Annotated in this window: 13 protein-coding genes; 8 read left to right on the forward strand and 5 right to left on the reverse strand. The window is 67.9% G+C overall.

Going from position 1 to position 21,030, the window contains the following annotated elements; genetic code table 11:
• The first annotated feature begins 47 nt into the window (after positions 1-47).
• The 3 genes from ACWRN3_RS10975 (at position 48) to ACWRN3_RS10985 (ending at position 4,397) form a co-directional block, all read left to right on the forward strand.
• Entirely contained in the window at positions 48-1,394 is a 1,347-nt protein-coding gene (locus tag ACWRN3_RS10975) for an MFS transporter (protein WP_476740667.1), read from the forward strand.
• Between the two features lie 101 nt (positions 1,395-1,495).
• Positions 1,496-2,839, forward strand: a complete 1,344-nt coding sequence (locus ACWRN3_RS10980) for a DUF4192 family protein (RefSeq protein ID WP_255175174.1) — start codon at positions 1,496-1,498, stop codon at positions 2,837-2,839.
• Positions 2,840-3,083: 244 nt separating this feature from the next.
• Positions 3,084-4,397 carry an RNA polymerase sigma factor gene (locus tag ACWRN3_RS10985; RefSeq protein WP_255175175.1) on the forward strand — a complete coding sequence of 438 codons (1,314 nt, stop codon included), beginning with the start codon at positions 3,084-3,086 and terminating at the stop codon, positions 4,395-4,397.
• A gap of 210 nt (positions 4,398-4,607) precedes the next feature.
• Here ACWRN3_RS10985 and ACWRN3_RS10990 read toward each other — a convergent pair whose 3' ends face one another.
• On the reverse strand, positions 4,608-4,829 hold the full coding sequence (locus ACWRN3_RS10990) for a DUF7455 domain-containing protein (RefSeq protein ID WP_013600696.1): 222 nt from the start codon (positions 4,827-4,829) through the stop codon (positions 4,608-4,610).
• A 256-nt stretch (positions 4,830-5,085) separates the two neighbouring features.
• Here ACWRN3_RS10990 and ACWRN3_RS10995 point away from each other — a divergent pair, with 256 nt between their 5' ends.
• Complete coding sequence (locus tag ACWRN3_RS10995) at positions 5,086-7,194, forward strand: DNA gyrase/topoisomerase IV subunit B (protein WP_255175176.1); 2,109 nt, start codon at positions 5,086-5,088, stop codon at positions 7,192-7,194.
• Positions 7,195-7,244: 50 nt separating this feature from the next.
• Here ACWRN3_RS10995 and ACWRN3_RS11000 read toward each other — a convergent pair whose 3' ends face one another.
• Together ACWRN3_RS11000 and ACWRN3_RS11005 are read right to left on the reverse strand one after the other, a co-directional pair.
• Positions 7,245-8,237, reverse strand: coding sequence for a M56 family metallopeptidase (locus ACWRN3_RS11000; protein WP_476740668.1), 993 nt, complete (start codon positions 8,235-8,237; stop codon positions 7,245-7,247).
• A gap of 6 nt (positions 8,238-8,243) precedes the next feature.
• Positions 8,244-8,627 carry a BlaI/MecI/CopY family transcriptional regulator gene (locus ACWRN3_RS11005; RefSeq protein ID WP_018769682.1) on the reverse strand — a complete coding sequence of 128 codons (384 nt, stop codon included), beginning with the start codon at positions 8,625-8,627 and terminating at the stop codon, positions 8,244-8,246.
• Positions 8,628-8,888: 261 nt separating this feature from the next.
• Between ACWRN3_RS11005 and ACWRN3_RS11010 the strand changes: the two genes are divergently transcribed.
• Genes ACWRN3_RS11010 through cydD form a run of 3 tightly spaced genes read left to right on the forward strand, consistent with a single transcriptional unit; the run spans position 8,889 to position 15,066 of the window.
• On the forward strand, positions 8,889-10,493 hold the full coding sequence (locus ACWRN3_RS11010; protein ID WP_476740669.1) for a cytochrome ubiquinol oxidase subunit I: 1,605 nt from the start codon (positions 8,889-8,891) through the stop codon (positions 10,491-10,493).
• Between the two features lie 39 nt (positions 10,494-10,532).
• Positions 10,533-11,582, forward strand: a complete 1,050-nt coding sequence (gene cydB, locus ACWRN3_RS11015) for a cytochrome d ubiquinol oxidase subunit II (RefSeq protein ID WP_255175178.1) — start codon at positions 10,533-10,535, stop codon at positions 11,580-11,582.
• A gap of 1 nt (position 11,583) precedes the next feature.
• Positions 11,584-15,066, forward strand: a complete 3,483-nt coding sequence (cydD, locus tag ACWRN3_RS11020) for a thiol reductant ABC exporter subunit CydD (RefSeq protein ID WP_476740670.1) — start codon at positions 11,584-11,586, stop codon at positions 15,064-15,066.
• A 64-nt stretch (positions 15,067-15,130) separates the two neighbouring features.
• Here cydD and ACWRN3_RS11025 read toward each other — a convergent pair whose 3' ends face one another.
• The gene (locus tag ACWRN3_RS11025; RefSeq protein ID WP_255175179.1) at positions 15,131-15,649 is read right to left on the reverse strand and encodes a DinB family protein; all 519 of its coding nucleotides are present in this window, start codon (positions 15,647-15,649) and stop codon (positions 15,131-15,133) included.
• Positions 15,650-15,705: 56 nt separating this feature from the next.
• On the reverse strand, positions 15,706-18,228 hold the full coding sequence (locus ACWRN3_RS11030) for a DNA gyrase/topoisomerase IV subunit A (protein ID WP_476740671.1): 2,523 nt from the start codon (positions 18,226-18,228) through the stop codon (positions 15,706-15,708).
• A 76-nt stretch (positions 18,229-18,304) separates the two neighbouring features.
• Between ACWRN3_RS11030 and ACWRN3_RS11035 the strand changes: the two genes are divergently transcribed.
• A complete protein-coding gene (locus ACWRN3_RS11035) occupies positions 18,305-20,989 on the forward strand; it encodes a bifunctional acetate--CoA ligase family protein/GNAT family N-acetyltransferase (RefSeq protein WP_476740672.1) in 2,685 nt (894 codons plus the stop codon).
• The last annotated feature ends 41 nt before the right edge of the window (positions 20,990-21,030 follow it).

Here is a 21,030-nt window from a genome sequence, read left to right on the forward strand (position 1 = left end):
GCGTCACAGCTTCCGGGGTGCGCGCACGCGCCGGGCATAATGAAGTGGTGACTGCACCCCGCGCCTGGCTTATCTGGACCATTGGAATTTTCGGGTACCTGGTGGCCGTGGCGCAGCGGACCTCATTCGGCGTGGTGGGACTCGAGGCAACGGAGCGGTTCCACGCCAGCGCTTCCGCCATTTCCTTCTTTACCGTCCTGCAGCTGCTGGTCTACGCAGGTCTCCAGATCCCCGTGGGCCTGCTGGTGGACAGGCTCGGATCGCGGGCCATGATCGCCGGCGGCGCGGTCCTGATGGGACTCGGGCAGCTGCAGCTGGCCTTTGCCGAAAGCATCCCCGGGGGCGTCCTGGGCCGCGTCCTGGTGGGGGCCGGCGATGCCATGACCTTCATTTCGGTGATCCGGCTCATTCCGCTGTGGTTCGCTCCCTCCCGGGTTCCCCTGGTCACTCAGCTGACCGGCATGTCCGGGCAGTTGGGCCAACTGTTCAGTGTCCTGCCCTTCGCGCTGGTCCTGCATCTCTCCGGCTGGACCCCCGCGTTCCTGATGCTGGCGGGGATGTCCGCCCTCGCCGTCGTACTGGTCGTCCTGCTGCTGCAGGACGCTCCGCCGGGCACCGAACGGCCGCACGCGCGGCAGGGCCTCCGGGCCACGGGAGCGTCGCTGGCCCGGGCGTGGCGCCAGCCCGGTACCCGCCTGGGCATGTGGAGCCACTTCACCATCCAGTTTTCCGGCACCGTGTTTGCCATGACCTGGGGCTATCCCTTCCTGATCTCCGGCCAGGGCCTGGACGCCGGAACCGTCGCCGCCCTGATGGCGCTCTACGTCGCTGCCGCCATGGCGGTGGGCCCGTTCATTGGGCGTTTTGTTTCGCGGCACCCGCTGCGGCGTTCCACCATGGTCCTGCTGATCGCCGGCGGTACCGCCGCAGCCTGGGCCGCGGTGCTGCTGCTGCCCGGCCGCGCTCCGCTGTGGCTGCTGGCCGGCCTGGTGGTGGTGCTGGCAATCGGCGGCCCGGGATCGATGATCGGCTTCGACTTCGCCCGGACCTTCAACCCGGCGCACCGGATCGGCACAGCCACCGGGATCGTCAACGTTGGCGGCTTCATCGCGGCCCTGGTGTCCATCTTCCTGATCGGCCTGGTGCTCGACGTCCTCTACGCCTCGGGCTTCTCGCAGGGGGTGCTGTATGGGCTGGATCCCTTCCGGCTGGCCCTGAGCGTCCAGTTCCTGCTCCTGGCCTTCGGTGCGGCCGCCATTCTGGCCTCCCGGCGGAAGGTACGGCGGCAGATGGCCGACCAGGGGATCGTGGTGCCGCCACTGCGCAGCGCCCTGGCCCGGCAGCGCCGGGAAAGTTTGGCGCGCCGCCGCCAGACAACGCCTACGGACGACTGACTGCTCCTGCACAGGCCCGGTTTTGATCGCCGGGGGCAGACTTGTCCACTTACGCCGGGATCCCCTTTCAGGAGGCCGGAGTCCGGGCGAAAGCTGGAGCCATGACAGCTTCAGAACGATTAACAGTCCGCGGTCCCGAAGACATCCTTGGCTTCATCCCGCACTCCCTGGGGTACTGGCCCGTCTCCAGCCTGGTGGCCATGACGCTGCACGGCACCAGGCTCGGCGCCACGTTGCGGCTCGACCTTCCCGGACGGGACATCCAGGCAGCCCCGGCCGGTTTCGCCCGCGCCGTCCGCCGCTACCTCGAGGCAGACCGGGACGCTGACGGCTCGTTGCTGGCCGTTTTCACCAGCGACGCCGGGATGGTTCCGCCGTCCTCCTACGACCACCTGATCTCGGCGGTGCAGTCAGCCCTTGCCCAAGGTGGAATGCCCGTGCGCGAGGCCTGGTTTGTGGGAGACCGATACTGGCGCGACGCGTCGTGCGCCGATCCTTCGTGCTGCCCGCTTCCGGGACGGCCCGTACAGCAGATCAGGGACAGCATGCTGAACGCTGAGATGGTGTACCGGGGCAGCAGCGTTGGCCCGGCTCCCCGGACAGGCCGCGGCCCGGCGACGGCGGTCCCCGCCATGCATCTGGCCGCCGTCCTTGAGGCCCAGGCCGGCTGGGAGGAGGAGCTTGGCGGCAGGTACGGATGCAGGGCGCAGTTCAATGCCGTGCTCGACTTCTGGGAACTGCTGCTGGACCGGTCGCAGGCAGGGCCGTGGGTGCCCGACGTTGAGCGCGACGCTTTCCTCCGTGCCACGCTGCTCTGTCCTACCTGGCGCGATGCTGTGCTGGTGATGGCAGCGGCCGGCCGCAGCGTTGCGGAAGCCGGTGCCGAACAGTTTGGAGTCCTTGACGATGTGAGTGCGGACGGCGGCGCAGCCTCTGTGGTGCCGCTGCCGCTGTTGCCTCCTGTGAACTTCCCGGGCCTCCGGCCACGGGGGAAAGGCATGCGGGAGGAATCCGGCGGCACGCCGGACCCGGCTGCCGGGCCCCGGCGGTTGCGCCTGGTGCGTGGCGCCCGGGGCTTTTCCCGCTCCACTCCTGCCGGTTATGGCGAGGTCCTGATGGGCCTGGCGCCGGACGTTCCCGACTGGGAGGGCCTGGATGCGCTGGACCGGGTCCTTGGGCAATTGGCTGTGCTGGGCGGCCGCCCGGCAGTTGCCGCGCTGACCCTTCAGGGCTGGGTTTCATGGTGCCGGGGCCGCGGATCCTATTCGGCTGCCTATCTGGGCCAGGCCCTTGACCTTGAACCGGGCTATCGGCTCGCTGAACTGTTGCTGGACCTCGTGGGCAGGGGAGCACTGTGCGGCTGGGCTGCGCGGAAGGATGCCGCCTGGCAGAAGTTCCGGGAGGAAAGCCCGGGGGAGAAGGCGGGCGGTAAGGAACCTTTGTGAGCTGATGGCGGCGGGGGAGGCCCGATCCGGGCAAATCATGAGACAATGGATGCCGAGACCCGGTTGGGTCCGTGTATCGAGTGCTTGTAACCGTCCCCGCGAGGGAACATTACAGCCGCTTCGGGAGTTGTCTTAAGTGACTCTGCCGGCCGTGGTGGCGCTTGGTTTTCATCACGGACTTGACAGGGTCATAGTGGTGTTGCCCGTATGGTGATTCCACAGACCACCGCTAGAAAGGTTTTCTGTGACCCCGTCTTCCACGAAGAAGGATTCCGCCGCCCAGGACGTCTTGTCCCCTGAGGAGAAGCAGGCCGCGACCAACGCCAAGCGGGCAGCCACGCGGGCTGCCAACAAGGCTTCGGCCGGCGAGGCTGGAGCGGACGGCAAGCGCGAGCCCAAGAAGCGTGGGCCCAAGCCCGGCGCCAAGGCTGCAGCAGCGGCCGCTGGAAAGTCCGCCGGTGACGTTGACCCGGACGAGGTCGAAGAAGTCGAGGAAGACCTCGACGACATCGTCCTCGAAGGTGCGGAGGCAGTTGAGGATGCCGACGCTGAACCCGTCAAGGGTGCCGCCGGCAGCGGCAAGGGCTTCGTTTACTCCGACGCCGACGACGATGACGCCCCGGTGCAGCAGGTCATGTCCGCCGGCGCCACCGCTGACCCCGTCAAGGACTACCTGAAGCAGATCGGCAAGGTGGCACTGCTCAACGCGGAGCAGGAAGTGGACCTTGCGCTGCGGATCGAAGCCGGGCTGTTTGCCGAGGAGAAGATCGCCGCTGACGACGGATCCATGGATCCGAAGTACAAGCGGGAACTTGAGTTCATCATCCACGACGGCAAGCGCGCCAAGAACCACCTGCTGGAGGCCAACCTGCGCCTGGTGGTCTCGCTGGCCAAGCGCTACACCGGCCGCGGCATGCTCTTCCTGGACCTGATCCAGGAAGGCAACCTTGGCCTGATCCGCGCCGTTGAGAAGTTCGACTACACCAAGGGCTTCAAGTTCTCCACGTACGCCACGTGGTGGATCCGCCAGGCCATTACCCGCGCCATGGCCGACCAGGCCCGCACCATCCGTATCCCGGTGCACATGGTTGAGGTCATCAACAAGCTGGCACGTGTCCAGCGCCAGATGCTGCAGGACCTGGGCCGCGAACCCACGCCCGAGGAGCTGGCACTGGAACTGGACATGACCCCTGAAAAGGTTGTCGAAGTCCAGAAGTACGGCCGCGAACCGATTTCGCTGCACACCCCCCTCGGTGAGGACGGCGATTCCGAGTTCGGTGACCTGATCGAGGACTCTGAGGCCGTTGTCCCGGCTGACGCCGTGAGCTTCACCCTCCTGCAGGAGCAGCTGCACTCGGTGCTGGATACCCTTTCCGAGCGCGAGGCCGGCGTCGTCGCCATGCGGTTCGGCCTGACGGACGGACAGCCGAAGACTTTAGACGAAATCGGAAAGGTCTACGGCGTCACCCGCGAGCGGATCCGCCAGATCGAATCAAAGACCATGTCCAAGCTCCGCCACCCGTCCAGGTCGCAGGTGCTGCGGGACTACCTGGACTAAACCGTTCGCAGGGCCAAACAGGGGCCGTCCCGGATCCACTGAAAAGTGGGTCCGGGACGGCCCCTGTTTATTTCCCGCTCTGTTGTCTCCGGGTCGGCAGGTGCCCTGCTCCGTATGCGGCCGTGCCCAGTCCGGCTGCGCGTCCTTAAACGCCTGCGGGACCCTTCCGTGTGGAAGAGTCCCGCAGGGTTCGTGTTACCGATGCCTCATCTAGTCGATTTCAACGGCAGCTTTCTCGTGAAGCTTTCCCGTCTCGTCGTGCCAGTCGGAGCTCAACGGCTTGAGCGTCGCCTCGACTGCACGGGCGTGGTGGCCGCAGAACAACAGCTCACCGCCGGAGGACTCGAGTACAACCCGGACATATGCCTGAGCTCCGCAACGGTCGCACCGGTCCAGTGCATTTAGCGTGCGGTCTGCCACTGCTGTTGTCATATCGGCCTCCTTAGTAGATCAGTACATCTATATAACCAGCATTCGTATCCAAACCATCGCAAGGATGGGGCAAGTTCGCTGTGCGCGTATCCGCAAGGTTCGGTCAAGAACTGCCCAGTTCCGCCCGTCACCGGGGCCCGTGGCGCGCCGCACACCGGCCCGCGGGTGTGGCAGACGCCTGTGGCCGCTGCCGCCGACTACTCTGGAAGGTGCGGTCCCAGCGCCGCGTCGACGTCCCTGAAGGAGTTCATCACCAGTGGCACCCAGCTCTGAGTACACCGCCCGGCACCTCTCCGTCCTGGAAGGCCTTGAAGCCGTCCGCAAGCGCCCGGGCATGTACATCGGTTCGACCGACTCGCGCGGCCTCATGCACTGCCTCTGGGAAATCATCGACAACTCCGTGGACGAGGCCCTGGCCGGATTCGGCCACGACATCCGCATCATCCTCCATGCGGACAACTCAGTGGAAATCCACGACGACGGCCGCGGCATCCCCATCGACAAGGAGCCCAAGACGGGCCTCACCGGCGTCGAAGTGGTGTTCACGAAGCTCCATGCCGGTGGCAAGTTCGGCGGCGGCTCCTACACCGCGTCCGGCGGCCTGCACGGCGTGGGCGCATCCGTGGTCAACGCACTGTCCTCGCGGCTGGACGTCGAGGTGGACCGCGGCGGCAAGACGTACCGCATGTCGTTCCGCCGCGGTGAACCCGGCCGCTTCAAGGACACAGGTTCCCGACTGGACCCGGCAGCACCGTTCACGCCGTTCGTCAACGACTCCGTCCTGGACGTGGTGGGCAAGGCCAAGCGCGGCGTCACCGGGACCAGGATCCGCTACTGGGCGGACCGGCAGATCTTCACCCCGGACGCCAAGTTCTCCTACGAGGACCTCGCTGCCCGTGCACGCCAGACCTCCTTCCTGGTGCCTGGCCTTAAGCTCACCGTGCGGGACGAGCGCAAGGTCCCCGGTACCCCTGGCGAGGCCGGCCCCCACGAAGAGGTCTTCCACCACGACGGCGGCATTTCCGAATTCGTCGAGTTCCTCGCAGCGGACCCGGCCGTCACTGACGTCTGGCGGCTGCACGGGGCAGGAAAGTTCAAGGAAACGGTCCCGGTCCTTGACGAACGGGGCCACAGCCAGCTGGCCGAGGTCGAGCGCGACTGCGAGGTGGACGTGGCGCTCCGCTGGGGGATCGGCTACGACAGCACCGTGCGGAGCTTCGTGAACATCATCGCCACCCCGAAGGGCGGCACGCACCAGTCAGGGTTCGAACAGGCCCTGATCAAGACCTTCCGCAAAGCCGTGGAGGCCAATGCCCGCAAGCTCAAGGCCGGCAACGACAAGATCGAAAAGGACGACATCTTCGCCGGCCTGACCGCAGTGCTGACCGTCCGGCTCGCTGAACCGCAGTTCGAGGGCCAGACCAAGGAAATCCTGGGCACCAGCGCCGTACGCGCCATCGTGGCCAAGGTGGTGGAGCGCGAAATCTCCGCCAAGCTGTCCTCCAGCAACCGGAACGACAAGGCCCAGTCGGCGCTGCTCCTGGAAAAGATCGTCAACGAGATGAAGTCCCGCATCTCGGCCCGCGTGCACAAGGAGACCCAACGGCGCAAGAACGCGCTGGAAACCTCCTCGATGCCCACCAAGCTTGCCGACTGCCGGACGGACGACGTCGAACGTTCCGAACTGTTCATCGTGGAAGGCGACTCCGCGCTGGGCACGGCCAAGCTGGCACGCTCCTCGGACTTCCAGGCCCTGCTGCCCATCCGCGGCAAGATCCTCAACGTCCAAAAGGCATCGGTGGGGGACATGCTCTCCAACGCTGAGTGCGCAGCCCTGATCCAGGTGGTTGGGGCAGGCTCCGGACGCAGCTTCGACATCAGCGCCGCGCGCTACGGCAAGGTCATCCTGATGACCGACGCCGACGTGGACGGTGCCCACATCCGGACGCTGCTGCTGACCCTTTTCTTCCGGTACATGCGGCCCATGATCCTTGAAGGCAGGGTGTTCGCCGCGGTTCCGCCGCTGCACCGGGTGGAAGTCATCAACGCCGGTCAGAAGGCCAACGAGATGATCTACACCTACTCCGAGGCCGAGCTTCACGTGCTCCTGGCCCGCCTGGCCAAGGAGGGCAAGCGTTACAAGGAACCGATCCAGCGCTACAAGGGCCTGGGGGAGATGGACGCCGAGCAGCTGGCCGAGACCACCATGGATCCGCGGCACCGCACCCTGCGCAAGGTGGGAATCGAAAACGCGCAGCAGGCGGAAGAGATCTTCGACCTGCTGATGGGCTCGGACGTTTCCCCGCGCAAGGACTTCATCATTGCCGGCGCATCCAGCCTGGACCGGGAGCGCATCGACGCCTGATTGCGGGCGACGGCGTCACCTTGTGGCCGGGCCGGCGTTCGCGACCGGCTTCAGCCGAGCAGCCCGGGGACAACAAGCAGTGCGGTGGGCAGTGCCAGGAGCAGGGCGCAGCCGGCCATGACCGCACTGCGGACGGCGGCTGGAAGCTGGGGCTGCGGTGTCAGGAGGCGGCTGACCCTGGACGCTGCGGTCCGGACGGCGTCAGCGCCCGGCCCGCCCGATGCCGCCTCGAGGCCGGACAGGGCCAGCGTGGGAGAGGACGGACGGATGTCCGTGGTGCCCGCATTGCCTGCGGAGCCGCTGGCCACAATGGCGATGGCCTTGATCAGGGTCGCTTTGCTCTCGGTCCGGAGCGCGACGTCGTCGGCCAGCATTTCGATCAGCGAATTCACCGATTCCTGCGCCAGCCGGGTGGTGGGCAGCCAGGGAAGGGCCTGCCGCCAGGCTGCGAAGGCCCAGAGCAGCAGGTGGTGCCGCTGGCTCAGGTGGGCGTTTTCGTGGATCAGGACGGCACGCAGTTCGGCCGGTTCAAGGGCCGCCATCAGGCCGTCCGACAGGACGGTCACCGAACGGGCGCCGCCCGGGAGGCAGTAGGCGACAGGGGAATCGTGGTTGATGACGAGCGTTCCCGCTCCCTGGGCCGAGGGCGAGGCCAGCAGGGCCAGCAGTTCCCGGTGCCGGCGTCGCTGCCGCTGGATTTTGTAATACGTCAGCAGCAGTGTGAAGACCAGGTGGGCCGTGAGCAGGGCGGCAGCGGACAGGGCAAAGATATGCCAGAACCCCAGTGCCGTGGTGGGGGCATTGAAAAGCACCATGCTGGCAAGGGCGCGCAGCCCCGCGATGAGGTTGTCACCCACAGGTTCCAGGCCGTAGACCAGCATGGCGCCGATCATGGAAAGTCCACCTGCGAGCGCGATCGCCTGCCACAGCAGCATGGCCGTGAAGGGCGACCTGGCCGGCCACTGGGCCCGTGACAGGAGGATTGGCACCGGCCAGGCCAGGATTATCGCAAGGACCGCCAGCAGGTATGAGGCCCAGAACATGGTGTGTTAGAGGTGACCCAGCAGTTTGCGCAGTGTCTCGGCTTCACCTTCGGAGACTGACCCGATGAAGCGGGCCAGGACGGCCTCGCGGTCAGGGGCTGACCCAAGGACCTCATGCATGAGTTCGGCGGTGTGGTCTGCACGGCTGGACACTGCCTGGTACCGGTGCGGGCGGGTTCCGCGTTCGCGCTCAACCAGCCCTTTCTTCTCCAGGCGGGAAAGTACGGTAAGCACCGTTGTGACGGCCAGTTCCTTGCCTTCGTGGCCCGGACCGCCCTGTGCAGCCGACGTGCGCGCCAGCTGGTCCCTCAGGGTATTGGCCGTAGCCGCTTCCTGGCCCGCCCAGAGCAGGTCCATCACTGCCCGTTCCAGTTCACCAAGACTAGCCATTTCACTTTTCCTTTATTTCCCCGCACCGAACGCTGTAAGGCGGCCGGTGACGTCACGCGGTTGTTCAACTACACAACTAAATTTACCCCGAAACCGCCGAACCTTCTACATCGGGTAGAACATCTGGCGCGCCGCGTCCCGGTGGGCGATCCTAGGGGAGGGTGATTGGTTTTCGCCCGCCCTCGACCATGTTCTACACTTTGTAGAAGTTACAGTTCTACGAAGCGTAGAAAACTGCATTGGCTAACAGTAGGGACTGCCATGGACGCCTTGGAAATCGCACGCTGGCAATTTGGTATCACCACGGTCTACCACTTCATGATGGTGCCGCTGACCATTGGCCTGGGTTTGGTGGTCGCCGTAATTCAGACTGCCTGGTACCGCACCGGAAAGCCCGAGTACCTGCGCATGACCAAGTTCTGGGGAAAGCTCTTCCTCATCAACTTCATCATGGGCGTTGCCACGGGCATCGTGCAGGAGTTCCAGTTCGGCATGGCCTGGAGCGAGTACAGCCGCTTCGTCGGTGACGTCTTCGGCGCACCGCTGGCCCTCGAGGCACTCCTCGCCTTCTTCGTCGAGTCCACCTTCCTGGGTCTGTGGATTTTCGGCTGGAAGCAGCTCAAGCCCGCCATCCACCTGGCCTGCCTCTGGGTGGCCGTCATAGGATCGGCACTTTCCGCCTACTTCATCATCGTCGCCAACAGCTGGATGCAGCACCCGGTAGGCGTGGAAATGATCAACGGCCGGCCCGTCATGACCGACGCCTGGGCAGTGTTCACCAACAACACCGCCCTCGTCGCCGTCCCGCACACCCTGTTCGGCGCCCTCGCCGTGGCAGGCGGTTTCCTCCTGGGTATCGCCTGGTACCACCTCTGGCGGAGACGGCACGACGGCGTTGACACAGTGGGTGCCGACGGCAAGGTCATCCCGGGTGAAGACGTCCGCATCCCAGGCCGTGACCGTGCAGACCACAGCGTGTGGATCCGGTCCCTGCGCATCGGCGCCGTGGTGGCCATGATCTCCTTCGCCGGCACCGCGGTAACCGGCGACCTGCAGGGCAAGCTCATGTTCCAGCAGCAGCCCATGAAGATGGCCGCAGCGGAGGCCGCCTGCCACGACGGCACCGGCTTCTCCGTCCTGAGCATCGGCAACGTGGGATCCAAGAACTGCGACGACGTCGTGGCCGTGATCGAGGTCCCGGGGATCCTGTCCTTCCTGGCCAAGGGTGACTTCACCACCGAGGTCAAGGGTGTCAACAGCCTGCTGCCCGAATACAAGGCCAACTACGGAACCAACCTGCCGGACAATCCCATTTACGGTGAGCGCGCGGGCCAGGAGATCGAATACGTACCCGTCATGGAAGTCACCTACTGGGGGTTCCGGATGATGATCGGCTTCGGCGGACTCGCCGCCCTGGCGGCGCTGGTGGCACTCTGGCTCACCCGCAAGGGGACGGTACCCGAGGCGCGGTGGCTCATGCGGCTGGCCGTGTTCGGCATCCTGGCACCCTTCGGCGCCAACGCCGCCGGCTGGATCTTCACCGAGATGGGCCGCCAGCCGTTCGTGGTTGCCCCCAACCCCGATCCCAGCGGCATTGACCAGGTATTCATGTTCACTGCAGCCGCCGTCTCACCGGGTGTCTCCGCAGGGGAGCTGATCGCCTCCCTGGTGGCCCTGACCGCCGTGTACGCCGTCCTGCTGGTGGTGGAAGTGAAGCTGCTGGTCAAGTACATCCGCGGCGGTGTGGTCTCCGCGATGCCGGAACTGGGCCACGCACCGGCGGACGAAAACGAGGACCAGACGCCCGGGCCCGGCGGCAACGGGGACACCAAGCCCGCCGACGACGTCCTGGCCTTCGCCTACTAACCGCATCCGGCTCCAAAGACCGACCAGAGGAAACACACAATGGAACTGCTTCCCACCATTTGGTTCATCGCCATCGCGGTGCTGTGGACCGGCTACCTCTTCCTGGAGGGCTTCGACCTGGGCGTCGGCATGCTGATGAAGCTCTTCGCCCGCAACAACACCGAACGCCGCGTGCTGCTGAACACCATCGGACCCGTCTGGGACGGCAACGAGGTGTGGCTGCTGACCGCCGGGGGCGCCACCTTCGCCGCCTTCCCGCTCTGGTACGCGTCCTTGTTCTCCGCGCTCTACCTGCCGCTGCTGGTGGTCCTGCTGGCCCTGATCTTCCGCGCCGTGGCGTTTGAATACCGCGGCAAGGTGGACACCGACAGCTGGCGGAACCGGTGGGACTGGGCCATCGCGCTGGGCTCCTTCTTCGCAGCCTTCGGCGTGGGTGCCGCCCTGGCCCTCACCACCACCGGCCTTCCGCTGAACGCCAACGGCGACCGCGAGGGCGGCCCCATGGCCTGGTTCAGCGGCTACGCACTCCTCGGCGGCGTGGCAGTGGTGGGTTTCTCGCTCCTGCACGCCCTGGCCTTCCTGGCCCTCAAGACTGACGGGGAGGTGCGGCACCGGGCCCGCCAGTGGTTCGTGCGGCTGCTGCCGGTCCTGCTCCTGCCCATCGCGGCATGGGCCCTCGCCATCCAGTTCATGGACGGCAAGCCCTGGACCTGGGCCGCCGTCGTCCTGGCCGTTGGCGCCGCCATCACTGCCTGGCTGCTGGCCCGGAGGGGTTCTGAAGGCAGGGCCTTCCTGGCACTGGGTGCCTTCCTGGTGCTGGGCACCACCGCCATCTTCGGGGCCGTGTTCCCCGTGGTGCTGCCCTCCACGCTGGACAGTGCCTTCGACCTCACCATCTCCAACGCATCCTCCTCGGACTACACCCTGGGACTGATGAGCATCGTGGCGGCCTTTGGCCTTCCCCTGGTCATCGCCTACCAGGCTTGGACCTACTGGGTCTTCCGCCGCCGCGTCAGCGCCGCCCACATCCCGGAAGCCCACAGCTTCCTCCCGGCGGTCGCCGCCAGGGCCTTCACCACCAAGGGCTGACGTGCGCCCAACTTTCCCCGCCGGTCCGTCAACCCGTTCAGCCATCTACTGGCTGGGACTCCTGGCCGCGCTCAAGGCCCTGTCCCTGGTCCTGATCGGGCAGGCAGTGGCCTCCGTCCTGGCGGGACTGGTTGCCGGGAACCCGGCGTGGGGGAGCCAACTGACCGCTGGACTTGCCGGCGTCGTCCTCCGCTCCCTGACCGTGTGGGGCCAGGCCGTCGCTGCACGCCGCGCGGCACTGGGCGTGAAGGAGGAGCTCCGCGCCGAGCTGCTGGAGCGCGCCCTGCGCACCGGCGTCCGCGGCTCCGGCCCCAGCGACGGCGGCCTGGCGGTCCTTGCCACCCGCGGCCTGGACGCCCTGGACAGCTACTACACCCAGTTCCTTCCCGCGCTGGTCAACTGCGCCGCCGTTCCGCTGCTGCTGGGGGCGAGGATCCTCTTCGCGGACTGGGTCAGCGCGCTGGTCATCGTGCTGACGGTGCCGCTGATCCCGGTGTTCATGGTGCTGATCGGCAGGTACACAGAGGACAGCGTGCGGCAGGCCCAGGCCTCGCTGGCACGGCTGTCGGCGCACATGCTGGAGCTTGCCAAGGGCCTGCCGGTCCTGGTGGGGCTGGGCCGTGCCACCGCCCAACGCAAGGCCCTTGAAGAGATATCGGAGGACTACCGCTCGCGCACCATGGGCACTTTGCGCACAGCGTTCCTGTCCGCGCTGGCCCTGGAACTCATTGCCACCATCTCGGTGGCAGTGGTGGCCGTCTTCATCGGCGTCCGGCTGGTCCATGGCGACATGCCGCTGGAGGCCGGCCTGCTGGCGCTCCTCCTCGCGCCGGACTGCTACCTTCCGCTGCGGGAACTTGGCACCGCCCACCACGCCAGCGACGACGGCAGGGTGGCACTCGCAGCAACAGCATCCGTGACCGGGGCCCCCGAGGCTGCACCGCTGCCCGCTGCGAAGGCCGGAAGGCCGGGCGCTCCCTTGGAGATCAACGGGCTCACCGTCACCTATGCCGGCCGGTCCGGAGCCGCCGTCGGGCCGCTCACGTTCACCGCGCCGCAGGACAGGATTACGGCCCTGGACGGCCCCAGCGGCGCCGGCAAGAGCACCGTCCTGGGCGTTCTGGCGGGAACGATCGGCGACGGCGACGGGACCGCTATTACTGGGTCCATCAGCGGACTGGACCGCCGCGCGGTGGCCTGGGTGCCACAGCACCCCGTCATGGTGGCCGGAACCGTCCTGGACGAGGTCCTGCTCTACCTCTCACCGGACCCCGCGCACGGCCCGGACAGGTTCGCTGCGGAAGAGGCTGCGCGCCGCTGCCTGGAACGCGCCGGGGCCGGGCACCTGGCCGCAAAGCACCAGGCCGAATTGAGCCCGGGCGAGCTGCGCCGGGTGGCACTTGCCCGCGGCCTTGCCCGGATCGACGCCGGCGCCACCCTCCTGCTGCTCGACGAACCCACCGCCCACCTCGATGACGCGTCCGCCGTGATCGTCGAGGACGCCATCCGCCGGCTCCGCGGCCAGGCTACCGTGATCCTGGTGGCCCACAACCAGCGCACCCGGCAACTGGCGGACGTGCTGGTACCGGTGGCCCCGGCGGGCGGGGGCGCCGCTGCAGCCCACCAAGAGAGCGCTGCTGCCGCGTTGCTGCCCGCCACCGTACCCACCACCCTCCCAGCCGGCCCGGCAGGAGCCGCCGCCGCAGACGAGGGGGCCCCGGACGGCGCCTCCACGGACAACCCCGCCACACGAAACCCGGCCGACGGCGCCCCTGCACAGGCTGTCCCCGGCGCTGCCCGCCTCCTGGCCGCCCTTCTGGCACCGGTCCGGGGCAAGTTCGCGGCCGCGGCCCTCGTCGGCACCCTGGCGGCCGTCTTCGCCGTCGCGCTTTCCGGCCTGTCCGGCTGGCTCATCATCCGGGCCAGCGAACAACCACCCATCCTGTACCTCCTGACCGCCATCGTGGGCGTCCGGTTCTTCGGTATTGGCCGGGCTGTCTTCCGCTACTGGGAACGGCTGCTGCTGCACGATGCCGTGTTCGCCGCGCTCACGCGCCTCCGCGGCCGCCTGTGGGAGTCGCTGAGCCGCAAGGCCCTGTCGCTGCGGCGGCTCCTGCAGGGCGGCAACGTGCTGGGAACGGTGATCGACGACGTCGACACCGTCCGTGACCTCCTGCCGCGCGTGGTCCTGCCGCCCGTCACGGCGCTCGCGGTGTCCGTCCTGGCCGTTGCAGCCACCGGAATCCTGGTGCCGGACGCCCTTCCAGCCGTGGTGGCCGCAGCCATCAGCGGCCTGCTGCTGGCGCCCGCCGCCGCCCTGTGGGGCGACCGCAAATCCGCCGCCGCCGAGCAATCCCTGCGGTCGGGCGTCCTGCGCCGCGTCACCGCTGCCCTCGATGCCCGGGCCGAACTGCACGCAAACGGCGTGGCGCCCCGCGTGCTTGATGCGCTCCTGGCCGAGGACCGGGAAGCCACCCGGGCATCGCAGCGTTCCGCCTGGGCCGACGGCCTGGGGCATGGGATCGCCACCGCGGCCTGCGGGACGGCGGCACTGGCGGCCGCGTGGCTGGCCGGCCCCGGCGTCATCTCGGCCCAGGTGGCCCCGGCGACGGCGGCCGTGGTTGTCCTGCTGCTGCTCGCGCTGGTGGAACCCTACGCAGCGATGACGACGGCGGTGCGCCAGTACCCCGCGCTGCGTTCCGTCCTGCGCCGGGTGGGGGAGTCCGGGGCTCTTGACGGGGGAGAGACTCTTGACGGGGGCGAGACCCTTGACGGAGGGGAAACCCCTGACGGCCTGCAGCGTGTTCCCCCCAGGGCCGGGAAAGCACCCGGCGTTGAGCTGGTGGATCTGGCCGCGGCATGGCCGGGCGGCTCTCCGGTCTTCTTTGGCGTGGATGCGGTGGCAGTCCCGGGACGTTGGCTGGCGGTCACCGGGCCGTCCGGTTCCGGCAAATCCACGCTGCTCTCGGTGCTGCTGGGCTTCCTGCCACCGGCATCCGGCCAGGTCATGGTCACCGGCCGGGCTGCCTGGTGCCCCCAGGAGGCCCACCTGTTCGATTCCACCATCCGGGGAAACCTGCTGCTGGGACGGCCGGCCGCGATTGGCGCGCCCCCGGCAGCGGACCATGACCTGGAGGCCGTCCTGGCCGCCGTCGGACTTTCCGCGCTGGTGGGCCGGCTGCCGGCGGGGCTGGACACCCGGATCGGTCCCGGCGGTGCCTTCCTGAGCGGTGGCGAGCGCCAGCGCCTGGCTGTAGCACGGACCCTGCTGACCGGAGCGGAAGTGATCCTGTTGGATGAACCCACCGCCCACCTCGATGCCGGATCCGCGGCCGCCATGCTGGCCGACCTGCGCGCTGGACTGCGGGACCGGACCGTGGTGCTGGTGACCCACAACCCCGCTGACATCCACGCCGGCGACGCCCGGCTGGAGCTTTCAGCCTCCGCCGGACAGCCCCGGGGATCCCTGGCGCCCTCGCGCTGAGCGCCCCTTACCGCGCTTACCCCACCGCCTGCCCCAGCGCCACACCGGCAACCTGACCCCGCCGTCAGCCGTCGACGTCGTGGAGGTGATGGACTACGTCATGCAGGAAGTACTGGGAGAGCGTCAAGACGGTGAACTCCGAGCCGTTGCTGCGCAGGCCCTTGCGGGCCCAGTCCTCTTCGGGGACGCCGGCGAAGGACTCGGCGGCCTCGTGGCCTTCCGCAGCCAGTTCCGGACCCACCTCGGACGGGTCGGCGTTGGCGTAGTCCTTTTCAACGGCTGTCTGGTCCTGGTCCCAGTCCGCGAAGCGGGCGCCATCCTCCGCGAGCATCAGGTTCAGGCGCTGGTTGAAAAGGGTGAAAACGTCCCGCACATGGCACGCGTACTCCAGCGCGGACCAGGTCTGCCCGTCGGGACGCTCCGCCGCGTCCGGCCGGCGGAGGACGGCCAGCCACCGGGGAATCATGCTTTCGATGCTTCCGGGAACCGTGGCGGGGGTGGCCGTGGAGGCATGGAAATTGCATTCCGGGCAGGGCCGTGACAGGACCCAGGTCCAGTCCTTTTCATCAGGAACGATAGGCATGGGAGCAGTCTAAGCCGTGCGCAGGCGGTGGCCGCAGCCCTGCTCCGCGGCGGCCCCTACTCCGCAGCGTCCCCTGCTGCTGCCCCGTCCATCCACGCCATGGCCGGCCCCACCACGTCCACGGCCTGGGAGAGCGGGACGCCCGAGCCGTCGCGGCGGCCATGCTCCTGAGGCAGTGACCGCGCCACTCCGCCGGCGGACGACGCCTTGGCCGGGCCGTGGCCTGCCCAGGCCAGCAGGAGCATGTCCTCGCCCTTGAGGAACCGGTGCGACCGGACCCCGGCAGTGGCGCGCCCCTTGGCCGGATATTCGGAGAATGCCGTCACCTTGGCCGTGCCCGGCGCGGTGCCCGGGAGGGCTCCGTTGGTCCCGGCGATGGTGACCACGACGGCGGCCTCATCCTTGGGCTGCACGGCACCAAAGAAGATCACCTGGTCACCCGCGGCGAGTTTGATCCCGGCCATGCCGCCGGCAGTGCGCCCCTGGGGGCGGACCACGGCTGCGGGGAACTTCAGCAACTGGCCTTCCCGGGTGAGGAACACGAGTTCGGCGTCATCGGCACCGGCGGGAGCCACGCCCACCACCACGTCCTTGTCCTTGAGGGTGATGACCTCCCAGTCCTCCCGGTTCAGCGGGTAGTCCGGTTGGACGCGTTTCACCACGCCCTGCGCCGTGCCGATGGCCAGGACTTCATCCAGCCGCACGAACGCCACCAGCGTTTCACCCTTCACCAGGGTCAGGAACTCCTTGGCCGGAACGCCCCCGGCCAGGTTGGGCAGGCCGGCCACGGGCGGCAGGACCGGCATGTCCATGACCTGCAGCCGGAGCATGCGGCCCAGCGACGTGACCGCCGCGATTTCGCCGCGGGCCGATGTCTTGACCACCGAGGTGTACACGTCGTGCCTGCTCCGGGGGCCTGCCTCGGCCAGCGGTTCCTGGTTGCTGGTGCGTGCCACCTGCCCGGAGGCGGTGAGGATGGCCCAGCAGGGGTCGTCCGCGATCTCCAGGGACAGCGGCGCAGCCTTGCCCTTCTTGGCCCCGGCCAGTTCGGCAGCCGCGACGGTGGGGGACACGGCCTCGGACTCCAGGAGGACCGTCCGGCGCGGGGTGCCGTGTTCCTCGGCAATCGCGCCGAGTTCGTCGGAGACCACGGTGCGGAGCAGTTCCTCGGAGTCCAGGATGGCCTGAAGTTCCGCGATCTCGCGGCGGAGCTCGTCCTGCTCCTTCTCCAGCTCGATCCGGGAGTACTTGGTGAGCTGCCGCAGGCGCAGTTCAAGGATGTAGTTGGCCTGGACCTCGGTGAGGTCGTAGATGGACATCAGCCGCTCGCGCGCCGCGGCGGCCTCGTCCGAGGACCGGATGATCTGGATGACCTCGTCGATGTCCACGATGGCGATGAGGAGGCCTTCCACCAGGTGGAGGCGGTCCTTCTTCTTGCCCAGGCGGAAGACGGTCCGGCGGCGGACCACGTTGATCCGGTGGTTGACGTAGACGCTCAATAGGTCCACCAGGCCCAGCGTCTGCGGCTGGCCGTCCACCAGGGTGACGTTGTTGATGCCGAAGGAGTCCTCCATCGGCGTGTACCGGTAGAGCTGCTGCAGGACCGCGTTCGGGTTGAAGCCGTTCTTCAGTTCGATGACCAGCCGCAGCCCGTGCTTGCGGTCCGTCAGGTCCACGATGTCGCTGATGCCGGTCAGCTTCTTGGCGTTGACGGCATCTTTGATCTTCTCGATCACCTTTTCCGGGCCCACCATGTACGGCAGTTCAGTGACCACCAGGCCGGTGCGGCGTGCGGAGAGCTGTTCGATCTCCACCTTGGCGCGGGTCTTGAAGGATCCGCGTCCGGTGGCGTAGGCGTCGCGGATGCCGTCCAGGCCCACGATCCGGCCGCCGCTGGGCAGGTCCGGGCCGGGGACGAACCGCATGAGGTCGTCCAGGGTGGCGTCGGGGTTGGCGATCAGGTGCCGGGCGGCGGAGATGACCTCCACCAGGTTGTGCGGGGCCATGTTGGTGGCCATGCCGACGGCGATGCCGGTGGCGCCGTTGACCAGCAGGTTGGGGAAGGCGGCGGGCAGGACGTCCGGCTGGGTCAGCTGGTTGTCGTAGTTGGGGACGAAGTCCACCACGTCTTCGTCCAGGTGGTTGGTGAGCGTGAGGGCGGCCGCAGCCAGCCTGGCCTCGGTGTACCTCGGTGCTGCCGGGCCGTCGTCGAGCGAGCCGAAGTTGCCGTGCCCGTCGATCAGCGGCAGCCGCAGCGAAAAGTCCTGCGCCATGCGGACCATGGCGTCGTAGATGGCGGCGTCGCCATGCGGGTGCAGCTTGCCCATGACCTCGCCCACCACGCGGGCGCTCTTGACGTGGCCGCGGTCAGGGCGAAGGCCCATGTCGCTCATCATGTACAGGATGCGGCGCTGTACCGGCTTGAGCCCGTCGCGCGCATCCGGCAGGGCCCGGGAGTAGATCACCGAGTACGCGTACTCCAGGAAGGAGCCCTGCATTTCGGACGTCACGTCGATATCGACGATGTTTTCCGTGTAGCTGTCGTCCACGATGGGTTTTGAACTTTGCCGGCGGGCCATGGGGTTTGGTGAATCCTTCTGCGGTTACTGCGCAGCCTTAGGGTGTGCTGCGATAGTTTTTGGCTAGGCTAAGCCTATGGTGGATCAGCCCGGGGACGGCGAATATCCGGAACATTGGGAAGCCGATGTCGTCCTGCGTGACGGCGGGACAGCGCATCTGCGGCCCATCCACCCGTCGGACGCGGACGCCGTCCAGGCCTTCCATACCGGGCAGTCGCAGAACTCAATCTACATGCGCTTCTTTGCGTTCAAAGCCAGGTTGTCCGCGAAGGAGCTCAAGCGGTTTACCGAGGTGGACTACAAGGACCGGGTGGCGTTCGTCATCACCATTGGCGGCGAAATCATCGGAATCGGCCGGTATGACCGGCTGACCGATCCCACCGAGGCGGAGGTCGCCTTCAACATCGCCGACGCCCACCAGGGGAGGGGCATCGGGTCCATCCTGCTGGAGCACCTTGCCGCCGCGGCGCACGAAAACGGCATCCGGAAGTTCACCGCCGAGGTCCTGCCCGAGAACCGCAAGATGCTGATGGTCTTCTCCGACGCCGGCTACGACGTCAAGCGCCACTTCGACGACGGCGTCGTCAGCCTGGAGTTCAACGTCGACCCCACCGAAAAATCCCGTGCAGTGATGGAATCCCGCGAGCACCGCGCGGAGGCGAGGAGCGTCCGGGAGCTGCTGGCGCCGTCATCCGTTGCCGTCATCGGGGCCAGCCGCCGGTGGGGGACCGTGGGGTACCAGCTGCTCGAGCACATCATCGAGGGCGGTTTCCACGGCCCGGTGTACGCCATCAACCCGGAGGCGCTGGAACTGGCGGGCATGATGTCCTACGGCAAGCTCTCCGAAGTTCCCCAGCCCGTCCAGCTGGCCATCATCGCCGTGCCCTACGAGGAAGTTGCAGGCGTGGTGGAAGAGTGCGCGGCGGCGGGCGTCAAGGGCGTGGTGATCGCCTCGGCAGGCTTCGCGGACGACGGCGAACGCGGGCTCCAGCGGCAGCGCGCCCTGGTGCGCCAGGCCAGGGCGAACGGGATGCGGGTGATCGGGCCGGCGTCGCTGGGCATCGCCAACACCCACCCCGACGTCTCACTGAACGCCTCCATGGCGCCAACCATGCCGCTGCGCGGCAGCCTGGGCCTGTTCAGCCAGTCGGCGGCCATCGGCGTCTCGCTGTACGCCGCCTCCAGCCGGCGCCGGCTGGGGCTGTCCAGCTTGCTCTCGGCGGGCAACCGGGCGGACGTTTCCGGCAACGACATGATGCAGTACTGGGAGGACGACGCCGACACCTCCGCCGTGGGCCTGTATCTCGAATCGATCGGCAACCCGCGTAAGTTCTCCCGGATCGCACGCCGGCTGGCACGCACCAAGCCGGTCATCGTGGCCAAATCCGACACCATGGGGCTCCGCCTGCCACCAGGTCATGCCGTCCGCACCACGCAGGCACCGGCGGGAGCGCTGGATGCCATGCTGCGCCAGTCCGGCGTGATCCGGGTGGAAACCGTGGAACAACTGGTGGATGTGGCACAGGTGGTGTCGGGAAGGCTGCTCCCGGCCGGGCCCGACGTCGCCATCTTCAGCAACTCCCAGGCGCTGGGCAACGTGGTGGCGGACAGCGCTGCGGCGCACGGGCTGGGAGTGGCGCAGGTGGTTTCCGGGCTCGACCTGGACGCCGGACAATCGGTGGCCCTGCCCCTGCTCCGGAAGGCACTCCTTGACGCCCTTGCCTCGGACACCGTCCACGCCGCCGTCGCCGCACTCCTGCCTGCGCGCGGGCTGACGGTCGACGCGGTGGCCCAGGTCCTCGCAGAATGCTCCGCAACCGCAGGAAAGCCGGTGGTGGCAGCCTTCACCGGCATCCTGGACCCCGCCATCAACGTGGAGGGCCTGCTGGGAACCGAGGGCTGCACCGTCCCCTGCTTCTCAAACCCCGGCGCGGCGGTGGCCGCCCTCGCCGCGGTGGTCCGGTACGCGGAATGGGCCGCCCGCGACCAGGGGCACTTCGTGGAGCCTGCCGGTTGCGACCCGCGGCAGGCGGCGGCTGAGATCGACGAACTGCTGCGGGACGTCACGGGCGAACAGCTCAAGCAGCTGGACCCGGCGGCAACCGCCTCCCTCCTGGGGCATTACGGCATTTCCGTCCTGCCCTCGGCGCCGTTTACCACCCCTGATGAGGCGGTCGCCGCCGCCGACTCACTGGGCTGGCCGGTGGTGCTGAAGACCACCGAACCTGCCCTCCGCCACCGGCTGGACCTCGGCGGCGTGCGGCTTGGCATCGAGGACGCCGAATCGCTGCGCCTGAATGTGCTGCAGATGCGGCGCGCGCTCGCTGCCTATGGAGATCCGGCCCTCGAAGTCCAGGCCATGGCCCCGGTGGGGCAGACGTGCACGTTCCGGGCCATCGAGGACCCCCTGCTGGGCCCGGTCATCTCCTTCGGCCTTGCCGGTGACGCCGTCAACCTCCTCGACGACTGGTCCCACCGGGTTCCGCCGCTCTCCGCGGCCGACGTTCACGACTTCATCCGGGCGCCCAGGGCGTCCCGGAAGCTCTTCGGCTACCAGGGCCTGCCGGCCGTGGACGTGCAGGCGCTGGAGGACCTCGCGGGCAGGCTGGCATGGATGAAGGACAACCATCCGGAGATCGCGCTGGTGGAATTCAACCCTGTCCTGTGCGGCACCTCCGGGGCCACCATCCTCGCCGCGGACGTGCGGATCGGCAACGCCGCGCAGCGCACCGACAGCGCCCGCCGGGCCATGCTGGGCTGAGGCGGTTAGCAAGTGACCGGCCGATCTGTGAAAATGGGGGC

It is taken from the genome of Pseudarthrobacter sp. rb (assembly GCF_056389225.1).